This window comes from Bacteroides fragilis (assembly GCF_019583405.1).
Classification (GTDB): domain Bacteria; phylum Bacteroidota; class Bacteroidia; order Bacteroidales; family Bacteroidaceae; genus Bacteroides; species Bacteroides fragilis_B.
In genome coordinates this window covers 370,670-387,840 of sequence record NZ_SZUU01000003.1, presented here as the reverse complement: position 1 = coordinate 387,840, position 17,171 = coordinate 370,670, and the positions used below count along the sequence as shown (strand labels likewise).

Here is a 17,171-nt window from a genome sequence, read left to right as displayed (position 1 = left end):
GTGGTATTTATGCTGAATATTGATTTCAATAATATTAGATCCATAAACGGGTCTGCAAATGAAGGGTTTGAAGAATTTGTGTGCCAGTTGGCACGTAGAGAGGAAATTCCATGTACAAAGACATTTGTACGCAAAGGTAAGCCAGATGGAGGGGTGGAATGTTACTGGACTCTTGAAGATGGAAGTATTGTGGCTTGGCAAGCTAAATATTTTTGTAAGGCTTTTGATGATTCACAGTATCAACAAATAGATAGGTCTGTAAAAGAGGCACTCGATTCCCATCCCAATTTGAGACGATATGTCATAGCAGTACCCACAGATCCCTCCGATGCTCATGTCGCAGGTAGAATGAGTATGAAAGAGCGAATTGATGGATATGTGGAAAGATGGTCAAAGATAAATTCTCATGTAACTTTTGATTTTTGGTGGGCATCAGACTTAATAGAAAGACTTCAAAAGTCCTCTAATCAAGGTCTACTTCGATTTTGGTTTGGAAAGCACGAATTTTCAGATGAAGATATGATGCGATTTAATGCAGGTTCAATAAAAGATTTAGGTAAACGATATACACCTAAACTGAATATTGAAGTTGAACCCGTTCAATATTTCGAGGTTCTTTCACGAGGAAGTTCACTGAGACATTTTTTTGATAAGGAGCTGATAATAGCAGAAGATACATGTAGAAAAATAGAGAAAGATAAGTATTGTCAAGATATTATTAATTTAGTAGAAAGTGTCCGCAATGCGATTAAACAAATAAAGGAAATTAATATCAACGGTATAGATAAAATACCTCTTAATGAATTATTGTCAGCATTGATGTTATTGGGAGAAACTGTTCAAGATATTGCCAACAGTATTGTTGAAAAAGAAAGTGTAACAGAAGAAGAAAACAGAACATCAAGTAACATATTTGAACTAGGTATAAATATTTTGCGCGTTCACAACGATTTGCATCAAGATATAATGAGGCTAGTAAATGACCCTATTTTAATACTTGAAGGGGATGCTGGAGTCGGTAAGTCGCATTTGATGGCTGATACTGTTCAAAGAAGACAAAAAGAGAACCTGTTTAGTCTATTTTTTTTAGGGCAGAAATTTGTTACTGATGAAGAACCTTTCACTCAGATAATGAGAATGCTTAGCTTCAGCAGTTCTTCGGAGGAGTTATTAGAAACGCTTGAAGCCAAGGCAGAATCAACCGGACATCGCATCATCATTTTCATAGATGCAATAAATGAGGGACACGGGCTGGCTATTTGGCAAAGTAATATCCATAGTTTTATTGATAGGATTCGACAACATCCGTGGCTTGGACTCGTTTTGAGCATTCGTACATCATATACCCCTGCAATACTTCCATGGGAAGAATTTGGAAATGATTATTGTGTGTGGGCAAGACATTATGGATTTGGGACTAATACACAAAAAGCCGTACAACTATATTTTAAGGAATACGATATATTGTATCCTTCTGTTCCACTCCTCAATCCCGAATTTAAAAATCCACTATTTTTACATTTGTTCTGTGAAGGAATGAAGAACAATGGTTATAAAAAGATACCGGATGGTGTGAAAGGTATAACATCAATAATGAATTTGTTTTTCGATGGTATTGAAAAATCTCTCAGGAAAGCCAAACATTATTCCCCATTAATCAAGTGTGTAGATAAGGCTGTCCGTAAGTACATAGAATTCACAGCTAAAGAAGGAAGGCATGAAATGCCAATAGACACTGCTATAGAAAACTTTTCCGATATTTATCCCCGTGTGTTTACAGAAGGTGAATTATTGGATTGTTTGATATCTGAAGGTGTTTTCAGCAAAAATGTTTTTTATAATACGGTTGGCAAGTACGAGGAGTGCATATATTTCACATATGAACGATTTGAAAATTTTCTTCAAGCAGAATATCTAATAGATAAATTACAATTTGACGATAAAGCTATAGAGGAATATGTACTAACGATAAAATCTCCTTATGTAGTTGGTGGATTATTGGAATCACTGGCAATTTTATTGCCAGAATGTAAGGGGATAGAATTATATGATTCATTACCTAATTTCCATAGTAATAAAGCCATTATAAATGCAGTCCTTTCTAGTTTAACATGGAGGGAGGAAAGAACAATAGACTCACATCTTGACACATATTTTGCAGAATTTGTAAGTAATGAACAATTCAGAGACCGCTTTATTCGAACCGTTATAGAGGTTGCATTTAATCCGGGGAACTATTATAATGCCAATTATCTTCACAAAATGCTGGAACCAATGCAGTTAGCTGACAGGGATGCCATGTGGACACCTACATTATATCGCATTTATAGCAATCAGGATGAAATAATAAAAGATATTATTAACTGGGCATGGGATGAAAGCGATAAGGTCAATATGGATGAAGAGTCTGCTGAGTTGGGAGCTACTTTACTTTCTTGGTTTTTGGCAAGTACCAATCGACAACTACGCGATACAGCGACAAAAGCCCTCGTACAACTTCTGCATAATAGGATGCAGGTACTTATACCACTTTTGGAAAAGTTCTCAAAAGTAGATGATCCATATATTCATGAAAGACTTTATGGTGTAGCATTAGGCTGCGCCGTGAGGTCAAAATCAAAAGAATATTTGGCCAGTTTGTGCCAATACATTTATTCGTCAGTATTTAATGTTGAGGGTGAGGTTTACCCTCACATCTTGCTGCGTGACTATGCACGGAATGTTATAGAATATGCTATTTTTATAGGAGAAAAACTGAATGTTGATATTAATAAAATACGACCACCATATAATAGCTCTTTTGATTATACTCCTGTATCTGATGAGGAAATAAAGTCTATATTAGACGAATGTGGGGAATACAAGAATTCTCCGGGTATGTGTAACATGCTTACTTCCATGTTTACAGAACATTCAGCCATAGGTCTTTATGGCGATTTTGGAAGGTATACATTTCAAAGCGCATTGAGCAACTGGAGAATTGATGCAGAACGTCTGAGTAATGTGGCCATAAAACTCATTATCGATAAGTATGGATACCAAGAAGACAAGCATGGTACATTTGACCAAGAAATTGGATCTGGAAGAGGACGCTCAACCATACCCAATGAACGAATTGGAAAGAAATATCAGTGGTTAGCCTTACATGAATTGTTAGCTCGTGTAGCAGATAATTTCGAAAAATTAGAATATTCATGGAGTGATAATGTCGTAGAATATGAGGGAACTTGGGAACCAACCGTTCGTGATATAGATCCAACAACTCTTGTTAGAGTAAATGAGAATCGTCAAGATCCAGACTTCAAAGAAAATTTCTGGTGGTATGGAGGGAGGTATGCTAACTGGGGACATAAAATGTCTGATTGGCTTAATATAAAGGATGATATTCCAGCAGCCGAACCAATTATAGAATTGACAGATGCAGATGGATGCGATTGGCTTGCATTGGAATGTTATCCAGAATGGAATGAACCTCATGGCAAAGATTGCATATACAAAAGCCTGTGGTATCAAGTAAGAAGCTGCATCATTGACGAGGATGAGTTCCCTCTCGTTTGTGAATGGGCTTCAAAACAAAATTTTGGTGGGAGATGGATGCCCGAACACTCTGATAAATACGAATTGTTTTATCGTGAATATTACTGGTCATCAGCATACAAACATTTTGATATTAAAGGGCTTACCAAGAGGGACATATATGACAAGAAAACGAATCGGTTCATAGCTCATGTAGAGATAACCACAATCGGTTATTTGTGGGAGGCAGAAGAAGACCATTCTAAAGAAACATCCTTTTACTGTCTCATGCCTTCAAAACAGTTATTTGATGGTCTTAGGATGCAATATGCAGACGAGGAAGGGGTATTCTTAAATGAAAAAGGCAAGGTGATTTGTTTCGATGCAAGAGCCGTAGAGAAGTCAAAAAACAATCTTTTAGTCCGGAAGGATGCCCTGTTGGATTATCTCAAAACACATCACAAGAAAATATTGTGGTATGTACTTGGTGAAAAAAACATTATAGGGCTACATAGTTATAATAATGTACCTAATTTTCCTATGTGGCTTGTAGTGAGTGGAACTTATACATTGGATGAGAAAGGCAAAGTAACAGGATATATGAAAACGTCCCATGAGAGATAGTGACTATTCTTCCTTTGTTTTTATGGCTTTGCAAGAATCTAATAAGTCTATTCTATGAATACACCTTACAAATATGGATAAATTAACTAAAGAACAACGCCATCGTTGTATGTCCGCTATAAAAGGAAGGAACACAAAACCTGAAATACTGGTGAGAAAGTTCCTTTTTAGCCGTGGCTTCCGCTATCGGCTAAATCATCCGCGCCTTCCCGGTCATCCCGATTTGGTGCTTCGCAAATATCGCACTGTCATTTTTGTAAACGGTTGCTTTTGGCATGGTCATGATAATTGCAAATATTTCCGTTTACCTAAAACCAATATAGATTTTTGGTCAAACAAAATAAAAAGGAATAAGGAACGAGATAAAAAAGAACAATGCCAGCTTGCTGCTATGGGCTGGCATTGTATCACGATTTGGGAGTGCCAACTAAAGCCAAAGGTCCGAATACAAACACTTGAGTCGTTAGCTTATACATTGAATCATATTTTTCTTGAAGATAGGAAAATCAAGACATACGAGTTATCTGATACAGACAGTACACTTGTGGCGGCAGAACCAGAAGTGACTTATGGAAGAAATAAGCAACAATAAAGTGCTGTCGCTTATTTTCTCCGATGACTATTCCGTATTTCTTTTTAGTTCTATTCCTGTTTTTTCCATCAAGCATTGATGCTGTTCTTTCACCGCCCGATACATCGAATAATACGCAAAGGCTTCTTCTCGATGCTTCATGCTACTAACCGATGCTACAACAGCCCACGTAACAATAATGACAACAAACACTACGACATATCGAAGTTTTATATGATAGCCCCGTATAAACATCCCATTGATATTGGGTGGAATAACCGTTACTGGATTTTTCAACTCATTGATTTTTGCAAATATCTCATCCTGCCGTTTTAATATGCTTTCGGTATTTGCTTCAATAGTCATACGATTAAGATTATAATCGCAAACGTGCCGATAAAGATATTCAAGAAATTTGGACTTCTGCTTGAATAATTCAATAAGCTTCGGAAACCATAGCGAGAACGGCAATGTGTCCGATTGTTGCTTCCAGATATGCTTCTTCACCACTGATAACGCATCGTTCCAACAAGTACAGAAACTTTTGGCGACTCCATTATAAATGGTCTTTTCGTCAAAATCTATTTTTACAGACTGATCTGGTTTGGGAATTGTAGTATTCTGTTTTTCAATACACTCTTTTAGCTCGTTGATACTTTGGCGCAAATTTGCAAGATTTGCAGCTACTACATCTTCTTTCATTATCTTCTACGTTTTGAGGGTTTATAAAAAGGTTCGGTTCTTTGGTTATCCTTGTCTTTGTCGTCTCGCCATCCCAGTTCATTACTTGCTCCTCCACCTCCACTGGGAGTTATGGCTTGATGAGGTTGAACAACCAGTTCCGCTGCCACATTACCCAATGTAGCACAAAGGCTATTAAAACTCAAATCACGGTCAAGTTTAGAACCGGCTATACTATATTCATTTTGACAGAATGATATGCCATGAATTTTATCAGAGTTATCTATACGATTAAAGCGTATATCTATACCCTGACCTTTGAGAATGCCAAGAAAATCATTCCATGAGCGAGATACAGCCAGTGCATCAAGAGTTGCAGAACGTAGATTATACTTCCGTAATTGATAAGGACGCAAACGACTCTTGTTTCTAGCTTTACTATTCTTAGGAGCAAAATACAGTCCATATTCTTTCGTCAAAGCCCGACATACCTTAGTATTACGTATTCTTTCATTACTATCAGAAATGAGATTGCCTTCATTGTCTATCCGATTGAACACCAAATGACAATGAGGATGTTTCGTGTCATGATGTCGGGCTATAATATATTGAGTATTGCGGATGCCCATTTGTTCCATCCATTTCTTGGCAATCTCTAACATCAGTGCATCTCCTTCTTCGTTATCGGGGAAACGGTTAATGTCCTGCGAAGAGAAAGCAAGTGATACGTGTTTTACCGGACTTTTTACTTTCAGGCGCATGGACGCTTGTATCTGAAAAGAATCGGCTATGGTTTTATTACTGATGACACAGACACCTTCGTGTGCTAAAAGTATGGCACATTTCTTCTTGTTCTTTTGGTCATTAGCGTAATTCACTATTCCTCCGAAATCTGCTCTTGTTTTAATCTTCGCTATCATGGCTATTGTTCTTTACTTGAGTGATAATTCTACTGACTTCTGATATGATTGAAAAGCATTGTTGTTTGACTGCTTCCAAACCATAAGTGTGCATCTGATGGGCAATCTGATTGACATTGTTGGCAATGCCGGAAAGGTCACGAATTGCCGATGCCATTTCCGGACTGATGCGCTGACAGACCGGACAATCCATTGCAGCCTGATGGCAAAATTCATTGACAGACAACCCAGCTTGTTCCGCTTTGGATTGGATATAGATATAGTCGTTCTCGGTAAACATTACCCGAAAACATTTGGTACGTTTCTGATAGTTCGCCAACTTAGGGCGACCGCCAAGTTTCTTCTCCTTCATATTTATCTTAACTTTCAATGTTCATGAATTGATTTTTTGAGAGTGGCAGTTTATCAGCTTGCCGTATAGGTTTTAGTGGCACTAAAACACAAACTTGCCACTCAAAAAATCTTCCTATATTTCCCCTGCTCTATTCGGCATAGCTTACCATCTTTGATAAAGGCTTCTATCCACTTGTTTGCCGTACTTCCATTTTCACCCAAAGATGAAACTTGTGCATCATAATCCTTCTTCGTGAATGTCTCAGGCAGCATATTATAAAGGGCATTCCTTCGTGCATAAATGCCAGTTTCTTGCGAAGCGGAATTAAATCGTTTGGACTGATTTCCTGACAAATTCTGATAAATGAATACGGCATGATAAAGTAAGGTTTCGCAAATATTCATGGCTGTAGAATAGTCAAACTCATGGCAGACCAGTTGCTCTGCCCCGTCAAGTGAGGAAGAATTACGATGTACATTCTCCAAATGCCGGATAGCGGTCAACACCATCATTATACGATAAGCAATCAGTCCCATCCGTCTGACTATTCCCTGCATCTTGTTATCCACTTCGTCACAACACTCTTCATTCACACGACTGAGATATTCAATAAAGTGTTCCTGTAAATCGGAGGGAAGGGAAAAGGAATAATTTCCCTGTCGTACAAATTCTTCATGCAGATAGCAGAACTTATCTCCCAATAGTTTGAACATTACGTTCTTGGATTGAGAAATATCGCTTGTGGCAAACACATTTCTTATGCCTCGCTTGAAACGGATGATATAGAAACAAAAGCGACTCATCAATCCGTTTTCCGCATCAGGTATCAATCTTCTTACTTGTTCGGGAGTTCCAGCCAAAGCTACTGACACTCTTGGATTAGCTACTTCACAATACTCCCTATCCTTGCGACGACTCAAACTTACCAACTCATGATGGAATGCCTTTCGCAACACATCGGAATAATTGCCATAATCCGACTTCAAAGTCTGGCTTAACGTGTCGCCCTCCGATTCAAACAACAGTCCGATTCCGTCATTATCTCCCAATATCTTCAAGAAAGAGCTTGCACTGCTGTTAGCCGGAATAACAAGCATACGCATGGGCGGCTCGGCCGGCATAGTCACTCCACTATCTTTCTTACCTTTGATATAAGCCGCTATCGCTTCTTTATATTCCTGTTCCAATCGTTTTGAGAGTTCATGCAAATTGCGATTAATGGGTACTACCAGTTCTCTGCATAGGGTTAATGCCCCTTTTCCCATACCTGCATCTGCCACAACAAACAGATAAAGATTCGGATAAACAATGCGTTCATCGTACACACCACAAACATTATGAAAGCATACCGACAAACACACAATCGCCCCAATCAGTATCGTATCACGGTCATCTACTGAAATGGAGTTATTGACAACCTCATTTAGAAAAGGAGGAAGATGCTCAAATACACATTCAGGAAATGCAGGAAGTTCTTCTTCTGATTTTATCCATTTGCCCGTTTTGCCATTTTGGATATTTGGCAAAATGGCTAAATCCTCTTTGTTGGATGGAGCCAATGAGATTCCAGCTTGATTTGCCAAATGGAAGAAAGAACGGATAGTAATACCTTGCCCCTTGGATTGCAGACAATGCGTATATTGTTTGTCTGTTTCTTCCCTTTGATAGGTAGGGTAAAATCTGCTGATGCGATGATAATACTCCCGTCCGTTCTCTCCCAATCCATCAACAAGTGCGAAACCCAACTCCATCCAATCTTTATAATTGGGTGCTATATCAATGCCACGTTGTTCTATCTCCCGAACAACACATTCCACATCGTCTTTAACCTTATTATATATAGGGACAATATCAAGCGTATGTGTTTGCTGTATTTCAGAAGGGACATTCTCCCAATCTTGGGCGGAAAATATTTTCTTCGACATCATCTTTGTATTTAGGGTTAATATATGCTTGTGGGTCGCATGGCAGGAAGCAGGAACGAGCCACATCGCTGCCGGACATATCCACTGATGGCAAACCTGTCGCTTTGATACAGTTGGCGACAGCCTTGAAGTACCGGGAATGTTCCCATCCTTTCAAGTCAACAGGTATTATCCACTTCAATCCGCTACCGGATGGACTAACAAATAACAGTTCCGTATCGAAATATTCATGATTGAGCAATTGCTGTTTTAGCTCCACGATATTCTCCACATGGTCGAAATCCAGACACATCAATCCTGAGTGCATAATCAGTTCCTTTTCATTCCGTTTGCGAAATAATCCCGAAAAAGTACAATAGTCGAAATGGGCGGCTTTGTATCTTTTAGCTTCGGGAGAAGATAGCATCAAACGCAGGGCTTCGGTTTGTGGTTGGGCATAATGCCCGATGACATAGCGATACACATCCACAATGCCTACTGCCCTTATCGGTTCGATGTTTTGAATGGGCTTGCGAAAGAACGAAAAGCAATAATCTGTCGTTCCCATCATTTGATGATCTTTTTAGATTCGACAAATCGTCTGGCTTCTTCCATTAAGTCATCTTGGGTTCTGTGCGATTTGTTCTTCAACCAATCGTCAATCTCCGATTGCAGGAAAGCCAAAGCCTTATTTATTTTATGTACGGGAATCTGTTTGGTAGATACCCATCCATAAACTGTCTGTTTGGCTGGATGTGATGGCAGATAAGCACAAAGCTCGTCTATATCCATCCACTTGGGTGAATTACTTGCTTGCTTATGTTGCAAGGCATTTACTTTGGATTGCAGTACTTCTACGGACTCAATCAGGTAGGACAACGCATTTGGCATTTCCTCCAATGAATTTACTTTATAGGCCATTTTCTTCGTATTAAAGTTGATGCCGCAAAAGTATAGGGATGTTTATGAGTGCTAAATAGGTGCTTGAAAGCCACCAATTAGCCACTTATTTGCCACCGATAGATTTAATTTTCATTAACCTAAGGATTGGTTGGAAGAGATAATAAAATGGGGAAAAAACATTATTGACACTAATAATATCATCCCTGAGAACGCCTATACTACAAGATACCCCTCAAAAAGCCGATGCTTCATGAGGGGGATACGGTGGTAAGTGTGTCGTTGATACTATATAAATCATTGATGTTCAATGGTGGAAATCTCCACTATAACCTATAAAGCCAAATTCTCTATATACAGCGTATTGGCGGCTTTCTCTTTTTGTTCATTTACGATATGCGTATAAATCTGCGTAGTTTTGACGTTTGTATGTCCCATCAAAGACTTGATGGTGTATATGTCAACACCGTTTTCCAATAATAGCGAAGCGTAGCTATGTCTCCCGCAATGGAAGGTGATATGTTTCTTGATGCCAGATGCTTCTATCCAAACTTTCAGAGGACGGGAAATCCAAGAGGCATCAGTCAATCCTTCAAAAACGAAAGCTTCGTCATTGCTTGAGCGTTCACCACATAACTGAAGGGCTTGTTGGATGACTGGCTTATAATCGGGTCTTTTTGTCTTTTGCTGAACTACGACTGCTTGCCATGTGCCCTTACTTGTTTGCTGAATTTGTTTCCATTTCAAAGTTTGAATATCACTATGCCGCAATCCTGTGAGAATAGAGAACAAGAACGCACGTTTCAAAACATCATCCTTGCAAGGAGTATCAACCAACATTTGCACTTCATTCATGGTAAGCGCAACACGAGGTTTCTCAATGTTTGTTATTCCCTTTACTTTCGCGCTTATATCAACGGTCAGATATTCATCAATAAATGCCTGTTTCAATCCGGCTTTGAGTATAGAAAAATAAGTCGATGCCGTGTTTTGTGAGATGGTACCTTTCTTATTCCCTCCCATTGGAGCACGGAGAAGGAACATCTTTATATCTTCAAGCAGTTTAACTGAAATCGTCTTGAATGAAATCGGCTGCCCTTGCGAATACATTTTCAATAATTCGCCTACACGCCTCCAATTGACTATTATTGAATCAGAACTGTTGGGATGACGTGTGCTTATAATACCATTGAAATACTTGATAAAATCCTGTTCACTCCGCTCATTCTGTGCAGCGATTTCGTTTTCCTTATCAGTGTAAAGGATGGCACTATCGTATTCGTGTTGCCGCAACTTACGCACATTATCGGCATAGATACAAGCCTCTTGGTCTATCGTTGAACGGCATTGGATAATTCCATTCAAATCGCGCTTAGGCTTATAGTTGAATGTCCCATCCGGCAAGATGCGTGCAATGGACGATTTGTCCCAAACAGGCGTGGATATAGTCCGGTTAATGGATTCCACCACACGGCTTGCCCGTTTAGAACCTCGCTTATAAACTGGGTATGATTCTATAATCAGATACCATTCTTCTTTATAATTCGACCTTCTGAGTTTGACGGTCACTTTGGTATTAGGTAATGCTTTTTTCATAACGTCTTATATAATTTATCAATTTCAGATTTGGGAACATAAACATAGTTACCGATTTGGCGTGTAGGAATAGAATGACGGCGTATGTGCTTAAATACACTGCTGTCATTGATATGGAACTTCTTTGCGATCTCTCCGATGGTGTAACAATCTTTGGGTTCAAAGGACAATGCTTCCTTTTTTCTCTTTCTACTCCCTGCCTTTGTTTTGAAGTGTTCATCCATATACTGCCGGCTAAGGCGTGTCAGACGTTGGCCAAAATTGTATGACGGTATCAAGCCTTGCCGTATCATACGATAAAGAACGTTTTTACTAATGCCGTAAATCAGCATAGCCTCTTTAACCGTTAGATATCCCTTACTGGATGGTATTCGCCTGACCAACGCTTGACGTATCGCCTCTTTCTCTTTTGCGATTTGCCTTTTCTTATACGCCCTCTTGGAACAAGCTGGACAACAATACTTCGACACTAATGTGGGAGGAGTAAAGATTTTACCGCACTCCTCGCAACTTCTTTGAATGGTGTAATTTCCTCTTGGCATATTCTTCTCGTTATAAATGGTTTATATCAATCTAAGTTGTACCTTATCGCCAAATAAGACGTGTCGCAAACATGTCGCAAATAAGAGATAAAAAAGCCCATAGAAAACACATAGCAACCATGAACCCTATAAACGCAAAAAGCGTGCAACTCGTTGAGCTGCACGCTTTTGATTATTGTTTATTATCTGTTTCCTTATCGGAATCATTTGACTTCCTCAAAGTCAGCATCCTGAACGTTATCGTCCTGTTTGCCGTTATTTTGTCCGGCATTAGCCTGACCTGCGTTCATATCCGGACCAGCCTGCGCACCACCTTGTGCACCGCTCTGAGCATACATTTCAGCACTTGCAGCCTGGAATGCTGTATTCAGTTCGGCCATAGCGCTATCAATGGTTGCCATATCCTGAGCCTTGTGAGCATCTTTCAGTTTCTGAAGAGCAGCCTCTATCGGAGCTTTCTTATCTGCCGATAACTTATCGCCCAATTCTTTCAACTGAGTCTCAGTCTGGAAGATTAAACTGTCAGCCTGATTCAACTTGTCGATCTTCTCACGTTCTTTCTTATCTGCTTCTGCATTAGCCTCAGCTTCTGCTTTCATCTTTTCGATCTCTTCTTTGCTCAAACCGCTGGAAGCCTCGATACGGATAGCCTGTTCCTTACCTGTAGCTTTATCTTTAGCAGATACTTTCAAGATACCGTTGGCGTCAATATCAAATGTAACCTCGATCTGAGGAACGCCACGACGTGCCGGAGCAATGCCAGTCAGATTGAACTGACCGATTGATTTATTTTGTGCAGCCATCGGACGTTCACCTTGCAGAACATGAATGGTAACTTCTGTCTGATTGTCGGCAGCAGTAGAGAATGTTTCGCTCTTACGTGCAGGAATTGTAGTATTAGCGTCAATCAATTTAGTCATCACACCACCCAGTGTTTCGATACCCATTGACAACGGAGTTACATCCAACAATACCACACCTTTGATTTCGTCAGTCAGTACAGCACCTTGAACAGCGGCACCTACAGCTACTACCTCATCCGGATTAACACCCTTTGAAGGAGTTTTACCGAAGAAATCTTCAACCAACTTCTGTACAGCCGGAATACGTGAAGAACCACCTACAAGAATTACTTCATCAATATCTGAGTTACTCAAACCAGCATCTTGCATTGCTTTCTTACAAGGTTCAAGACAAGCCTGAATCAGATTGTGAGCCAAAGATTCAAATTTAGCACGAGTCAGAGTCTTAACCAAGTGCTTAGGTACACCACCTACCGGCATGATATACGGCAAGTTGATTTCAGTACTTGTAGAAGAAGACAGCTCAATTTTAGCTTTTTCAGCTGCTTCTTTCAAACGCTGCATAGCCATCGGATCCTGAGTCAGGTCAGCACCTTCGTCATTCTTAAATTCCTGAACCAACCAGTCGATAATAACCTGGTCAAAGTCATCACCACCCAAGTGGGTATCACCGTTTGTAGAAAGTACTTCAAATACGCCACCGCCGAATTCCAGAATAGAGATATCAAATGTACCACCACCTAAGTCGAATACGGCAATCTTCATATCTTTGTGAGCCTTATCGAGGCCATAGGCCAACGCAGCTGCAGTCGGTTCGTTTACAATACGTTTCACTTCCAGACCGGCAATTTGTCCGGCTTCTTTTGTGGCCTGACGCTGTGAGTCAGAGAAATATGCAGGAACAGTGATTACTGCTTCTGTCACTTCTTGTCCCAGATAATCCTCAGCTGTCTTCTTCATCTTCTGCAGAATCATTGCTGAAATTTCCTGTGGAGTATATAAGCGTCCGTCTATATCTACACGCGGAGTATTATTATCACCTTTCACCACTTTATAGGGTACACGTGCGATCTCTTTCTGCACCTGATCCCAATTTTCACCCATAAAACGTTTGATAGAGAAAACTGTACGGGTAGGATTCGTGATAGCCTGACGTTTTGCAGGATCACCCACTTTACGTTCGCCACCGTCTACAAATGCTACAATGGAAGGAGTTGTACGTTTACCCTCACTATTTGCGATTACTACAGGTTCGTTTCCTTCAAATACAGAAACACAAGAGTTTGTAGTTCCTAAGTCAATACCAATAATTTTTCCCATGATCGTTATTCTTTTATTTATTATTATTTCAGTTTCTTTTGTCCGGTTATTCCCGCACTCTCTTTAGGAGTTTGTCTTAAGCGGACGACTATAAAAAAACAAACCTTATGCCAAAAGGTTGAGTAAGATCGAAAATGACAGGATTCTGACAGAAAGTCAGATTTTGGTATTCTTATGTCATCTAAAAGGTGAAAAGGAGTCAAAGTTACAGGGAAAATGAAATAATAATTCCCCGCCCTGTAACAGACGAGGAATTATCGTTGAGATGAAAAAAAGAGAAAGTATAATCTAAAGCCTTTCAATCCACTCTCCGGGTATGGTTATGCGAAAACATCCCATAGCATGAAAACGGATCATTATCCGCATTTCTGTTTCCGAAGTATCAAGTTCGCCCACCAGTCCATTTAAAGAACCTCCGGTGACACGAACCATAGGAGCCGGTTCCGGACAATCAGGTATCCACTCCACAGCAGTATCTATATGAGAAAACAGTAATTGATAACTGTTCACCTGCCATTCCGGTATCCGATATTCCCATATATTGTGAGGAATAATTAATCCTTGTATTCCGGACAACTGCAAAACATCAGATTCTGAAGCCCGGATAAGAATGCAACGAGTTATCTGTGGTAACAATGTTTCCTTGGGACGACCCTGCCATTGATAAGTAATTTTCCGCAACGGAAGATAATTCCGCACTTTTCGTTGATCCAGTTCTTGTTTTACACGTTGCTCTGCCCGCGAAGCTGTAAAAGCAAGATACCAATGACATGACTGTTTCTCCGCCATTTCGGGCTTTTCATTTATATTCATCTATCTCTTATTTTGTTAAACTCACCATAGAAGCAACCATTGCAGCAATAGAAGCAATGGAACTACTCATGCCTACTGCTCCGGACACAGTAGCTTTTTTCCGTTCTTCTTTAGTGGGAACGATTATTTCACACCCGGGCTCAATGGCATTTGCCGTATTGTGTCTTAATCGGGAAACAGTGCCATTCATATATACAACATAGGCACGTCGCTTCAAGGCCCGGTTGCCAAAGCCGCCCGCTTGACCTATATAATAATCAATTCCACTTCCTTTTTGATAAAGAACCGTATTGGGATACATCACAGCTCCGGTAATGGTCACAGTACTGACATATTTAGGAATAAAAAGTACATCTCCCTCACGCAACACCAAATCTTCATCGGACTTTGGTTTTGCCAATGCTTTTTCAAGTTCAATACCTACTGAATAAGTCTGATCGACTTCCAGAGCAGCCAAAGATACCGAATCTTTTCCGGTTCCCTTAACAGCAAACCGGACTGCATCTTGTTTTTGCCGGATTTCATCAGCTGTCATCCTACGCATCAGGCGTGCACCTTTTACATAGGCATCTTTCGATAATCCTCCGGCCTTAGCTATCAGATCACTCAACCGTTCATTCCTTTTAGTCAGCGCATAGTTGCCTGTGAATATTACTTCTCCGTCAACCGTCACATTCGCCTGTTTCTGATAGCCCGGACTTCTACGTATAAAAACCATATCATAAGGTTCCAATTCAAACACCCGCTTTGCTCCTACCAATAGGCCATTCTCCAATTCAACCGTAAAACTTTTCCCTATTACAGAAGAGGAAGAGGTGCTTTTAGCATCTTTAATACGCCGCGATACATCGATACGAACCGTTGAAGCTGATTCCAACAGACCACCGGCTTTTAAAATCAGATCCTGGATAGTCATATTTTTAGCAAAAGGAAAATATCCCGGATTTGCCACATCACCATAAATAGCCAATGTTCCTTCCTTTTCCAGTTCCCGGATACTCGATATATAAAGTACATCATTTTTCTGAAGGGGTAAATCCGGAATAATACCTTCCATCAATTTCCTTAAATCAACAGGAATCATTTCATGTGACAGATCCTCACGCTCTCGCTTAAGCAACGCTCTATTAAGAAAAGCATCCCCACGAAGCCCTTCGGCCTGACATATCAGTTGTTTTATAGTTCCTGTCAAACTGTCCAGTTGATACATACCGGCACGATATACCGCCCCACGAACTTCCACTTTATTAGAGAAACGATCTAATACCGCCTCTACGGAAACTTCATCATCATCAGTCAGAATAAAGTTTTCATAATCCACTTTATCTACATTATATATTTGCTTCTCTCTTCCGCTACGACGCAATAAACGAACCGTATTCCGATAAGCATCCCCCGTAAAGCCGCCTGCATAGTTGATTAAGGCAGCCAGAGACTCTCCCTGTTTCATCTCATAAATCATCGGTCGTTTCACTTTTCCTGAAATACCGACCAGATTCTCATAAGGAGAGACCAGAATCACATCTCCTTCCGACAAACGGATATCATCTGCCAGTTTTCCCTCCATTATATATTTATATACATCCACATCGGCTACCTTTTCACCGTTCCGCACGACTTGAATCGTACGCAAGCTGCCAATTCGATTGACCCCTCCGGCCCGATACAAAGCATGAAACACTGATGCAAAAGCAGATAACCGGTAGGTACCGGGAACTTCAACCTCCCCCATGACATTAACCATAATGGAACGTATCTTCCCTAATGTCACCTTGATATGTACCGATTCTCCGGAGATAGCTGCATAGATTTTACTAAATTCACGCCGTAGATGCTGCTCGGCCTCCTGCATGTTCAGACCACTCAGGTAAATAGGACCGATGTTCTCCACCAAAATACTTCCTTCGGGAGAGATAGTCTCTCTTACCGTATTTTCCGAAGTTCCCCATATATCAATTATCACTTCATCTCCCGGTCCTAACATGTAGTTTTCCGGAGTAGGAATATTCAGATTAGGTTCAAATGACAAGTTCCGACTTGCAAATATATTGCGCCCAAAAACCTGAGTTTGTGTGCTCTGCCCTACTACTCTTCCCAACTCTCCTTGTTGAGCACTTACCCATCCAATAAATAAAAAAAGCAGTAAAAAGACTAATACTTTCTTGCCCATTTGCCTAAGTCATTCTATAAGGTTATTTTTCTTCTTAAATCGCCGAAAATCATAAAGTATCCATATCAGGCAAGCAAGCAGCCCCAATATTACACTTCCAAGAATCAATCCCAATAAATTCATAGTGGTTAACTTTTAATAAATTCTCAATAAAAAATTCTTATTATCAGCATATTATATCTAAAAAATGTGTTTTTAAACGTACGTTTATTTGTCACAAAGATAAAGCTAATATTTAAATACACAAAGTGTTTAATAAAAAGACTTTTATTTAACTTTCATTTTTATTGAAATAACCTCATTCTCAAATCAGTGGCTGTTCTTTCTCTTTTCATTTTATCTCTATGATTTTATAAATCTTTTCTTTCAATGAATTATTTATTTTTAATGTGTTTTTAAACGTACGTTTAAAAACACATCTCCATCAATTTTCCCTTTGCTCGTATTTACGGCATTTTCCTTATTAGGCAGACCTAT

General features: G+C 39.8%; 13 protein-coding genes. 2 read left to right on the top strand and 11 right to left on the bottom strand.

Annotated features, from left to right (window positions below):
• Positions 1–9 precede the first annotated feature (9 nt).
• Positions 10–4,140: a hypothetical protein gene (locus tag FDF36_RS08945; protein ID WP_220391095.1), complete on the top strand. Its 4,131-nt coding sequence runs from the start codon at positions 10–12 to the stop codon at positions 4,138–4,140.
• A 73-nt stretch (positions 4,141–4,213) separates the two neighbouring features.
• A complete protein-coding gene (locus tag FDF36_RS08940; RefSeq protein ID WP_220391094.1) occupies positions 4,214–4,732 on the top strand; it encodes a very short patch repair endonuclease in 519 nt (172 codons plus the stop codon).
• Between the two features lie 27 nt (positions 4,733–4,759).
• Here FDF36_RS08940 and FDF36_RS08935 read toward each other — a convergent pair whose 3' ends face one another.
• From FDF36_RS08935 to FDF36_RS08885, 11 genes are all read right to left on the bottom strand, one after another.
• Positions 4,760–5,413 (bottom strand): hypothetical protein, encoded by a 654-nt coding sequence (locus FDF36_RS08935; RefSeq protein ID WP_065538132.1) that lies wholly within the window; start codon positions 5,411–5,413, stop codon positions 4,760–4,762.
• Positions 5,413–6,312, bottom strand: a complete 900-nt coding sequence (locus tag FDF36_RS08930; RefSeq protein WP_220391093.1) for a relaxase/mobilization nuclease domain-containing protein — start codon at positions 6,310–6,312, stop codon at positions 5,413–5,415. Before FDF36_RS08930 ends, FDF36_RS08935 begins: the two co-directional genes overlap by 1 nt.
• The gene (locus tag FDF36_RS08925; RefSeq protein ID WP_220391092.1) at positions 6,296–6,664 is read right to left on the bottom strand and encodes a MobC family plasmid mobilization relaxosome protein; all 369 of its coding nucleotides are present in this window, start codon (positions 6,662–6,664) and stop codon (positions 6,296–6,298) included. Before FDF36_RS08925 ends, FDF36_RS08930 begins: the two co-directional genes overlap by 17 nt.
• A gap of 101 nt (positions 6,665–6,765) precedes the next feature.
• Positions 6,766–8,571 (bottom strand): DUF3987 domain-containing protein, encoded by a 1,806-nt coding sequence (locus FDF36_RS08920; protein ID WP_220391252.1) that lies wholly within the window; start codon positions 8,569–8,571, stop codon positions 6,766–6,768.
• On the bottom strand, positions 8,522–9,121 hold the full coding sequence (locus tag FDF36_RS08915) for a BT4734/BF3469 family protein (RefSeq protein ID WP_220391091.1): 600 nt from the start codon (positions 9,119–9,121) through the stop codon (positions 8,522–8,524). The genes FDF36_RS08920 and FDF36_RS08915 overlap by 50 nt, the downstream gene beginning before the upstream one ends.
• Positions 9,118–9,471: a methylation-associated defense system helix-turn-helix domain-containing protein MAD1 gene (gene mads1 / locus FDF36_RS08910; RefSeq protein ID WP_220391090.1), complete on the bottom strand. Its 354-nt coding sequence runs from the start codon at positions 9,469–9,471 to the stop codon at positions 9,118–9,120. Before mads1 ends, FDF36_RS08915 begins: the two co-directional genes overlap by 4 nt.
• A gap of 312 nt (positions 9,472–9,783) precedes the next feature.
• Entirely contained in the window at positions 9,784–11,046 is a 1,263-nt protein-coding gene (locus FDF36_RS08905; RefSeq protein ID WP_220391089.1) for a site-specific integrase, read from the bottom strand.
• Positions 11,043–11,588: a helix-turn-helix domain-containing protein gene (locus FDF36_RS08900; protein ID WP_220391088.1), complete on the bottom strand. Its 546-nt coding sequence runs from the start codon at positions 11,586–11,588 to the stop codon at positions 11,043–11,045. The genes FDF36_RS08905 and FDF36_RS08900 overlap by 4 nt, the downstream gene beginning before the upstream one ends.
• A gap of 203 nt (positions 11,589–11,791) precedes the next feature.
• Positions 11,792–13,711 carry a molecular chaperone DnaK gene (dnaK, locus tag FDF36_RS08895; protein ID WP_101602872.1) on the bottom strand — a complete coding sequence of 640 codons (1,920 nt, stop codon included), beginning with the start codon at positions 13,709–13,711 and terminating at the stop codon, positions 11,792–11,794.
• 288 nt (positions 13,712–13,999) lie between these two features.
• Complete coding sequence (locus tag FDF36_RS08890; protein WP_220391087.1) at positions 14,000–14,524, bottom strand: UpxY family transcription antiterminator; 525 nt, start codon at positions 14,522–14,524, stop codon at positions 14,000–14,002.
• Between the two features lie 7 nt (positions 14,525–14,531).
• Positions 14,532–16,694, bottom strand: a complete 2,163-nt coding sequence (locus FDF36_RS08885) for an SLBB domain-containing protein (protein ID WP_220391086.1) — start codon at positions 16,692–16,694, stop codon at positions 14,532–14,534.
• Positions 16,695–17,171: the final 477 nt, after the last annotated feature.

Coding starts and splice junctions, on each gene's coding strand:
- FDF36_RS08945 (WP_220391095.1), top strand. CDS start 10: ATGCTGAATATTGATTTCAATAATATTAGATCCATAAACGGGTCTGCA.
- FDF36_RS08940 (WP_220391094.1), top strand. CDS start 4,214: ATGGATAAATTAACTAAAGAACAACGCCATCGTTGTATGTCCGCTATA.
- FDF36_RS08935 (WP_065538132.1), bottom strand. CDS start 5,413: ATGAAAGAAGATGTAGTAGCTGCAAATCTTGCAAATTTGCGCCAAAGT.
- FDF36_RS08930 (WP_220391093.1), bottom strand. CDS start 6,312: ATGATAGCGAAGATTAAAACAAGAGCAGATTTCGGAGGAATAGTGAAT.
- FDF36_RS08925 (WP_220391092.1), bottom strand. CDS start 6,664: ATGAAGGAGAAGAAACTTGGCGGTCGCCCTAAGTTGGCGAACTATCAG.
- FDF36_RS08920 (WP_220391252.1), bottom strand. CDS start 8,571: ATGTCGAAGAAAATATTTTCCGCCCAAGATTGGGAGAATGTCCCTTCT.
- FDF36_RS08915 (WP_220391091.1), bottom strand. CDS start 9,121: ATGATGGGAACGACAGATTATTGCTTTTCGTTCTTTCGCAAGCCCATT.
- mads1 (WP_220391090.1), bottom strand. CDS start 9,471: ATGGCCTATAAAGTAAATTCATTGGAGGAAATGCCAAATGCGTTGTCC.
- FDF36_RS08905 (WP_220391089.1), bottom strand. CDS start 11,046: ATGAAAAAAGCATTACCTAATACCAAAGTGACCGTCAAACTCAGAAGG.
- FDF36_RS08900 (WP_220391088.1), bottom strand. CDS start 11,588: ATGCCAAGAGGAAATTACACCATTCAAAGAAGTTGCGAGGAGTGCGGT.
- dnaK (WP_101602872.1), bottom strand. CDS start 13,711: ATGGGAAAAATTATTGGTATTGACTTAGGAACTACAAACTCTTGTGTT.
- FDF36_RS08890 (WP_220391087.1), bottom strand. CDS start 14,524: ATGAATATAAATGAAAAGCCCGAAATGGCGGAGAAACAGTCATGTCAT.
- FDF36_RS08885 (WP_220391086.1), bottom strand. CDS start 16,694: ATGGGCAAGAAAGTATTAGTCTTTTTACTGCTTTTTTTATTTATTGGA.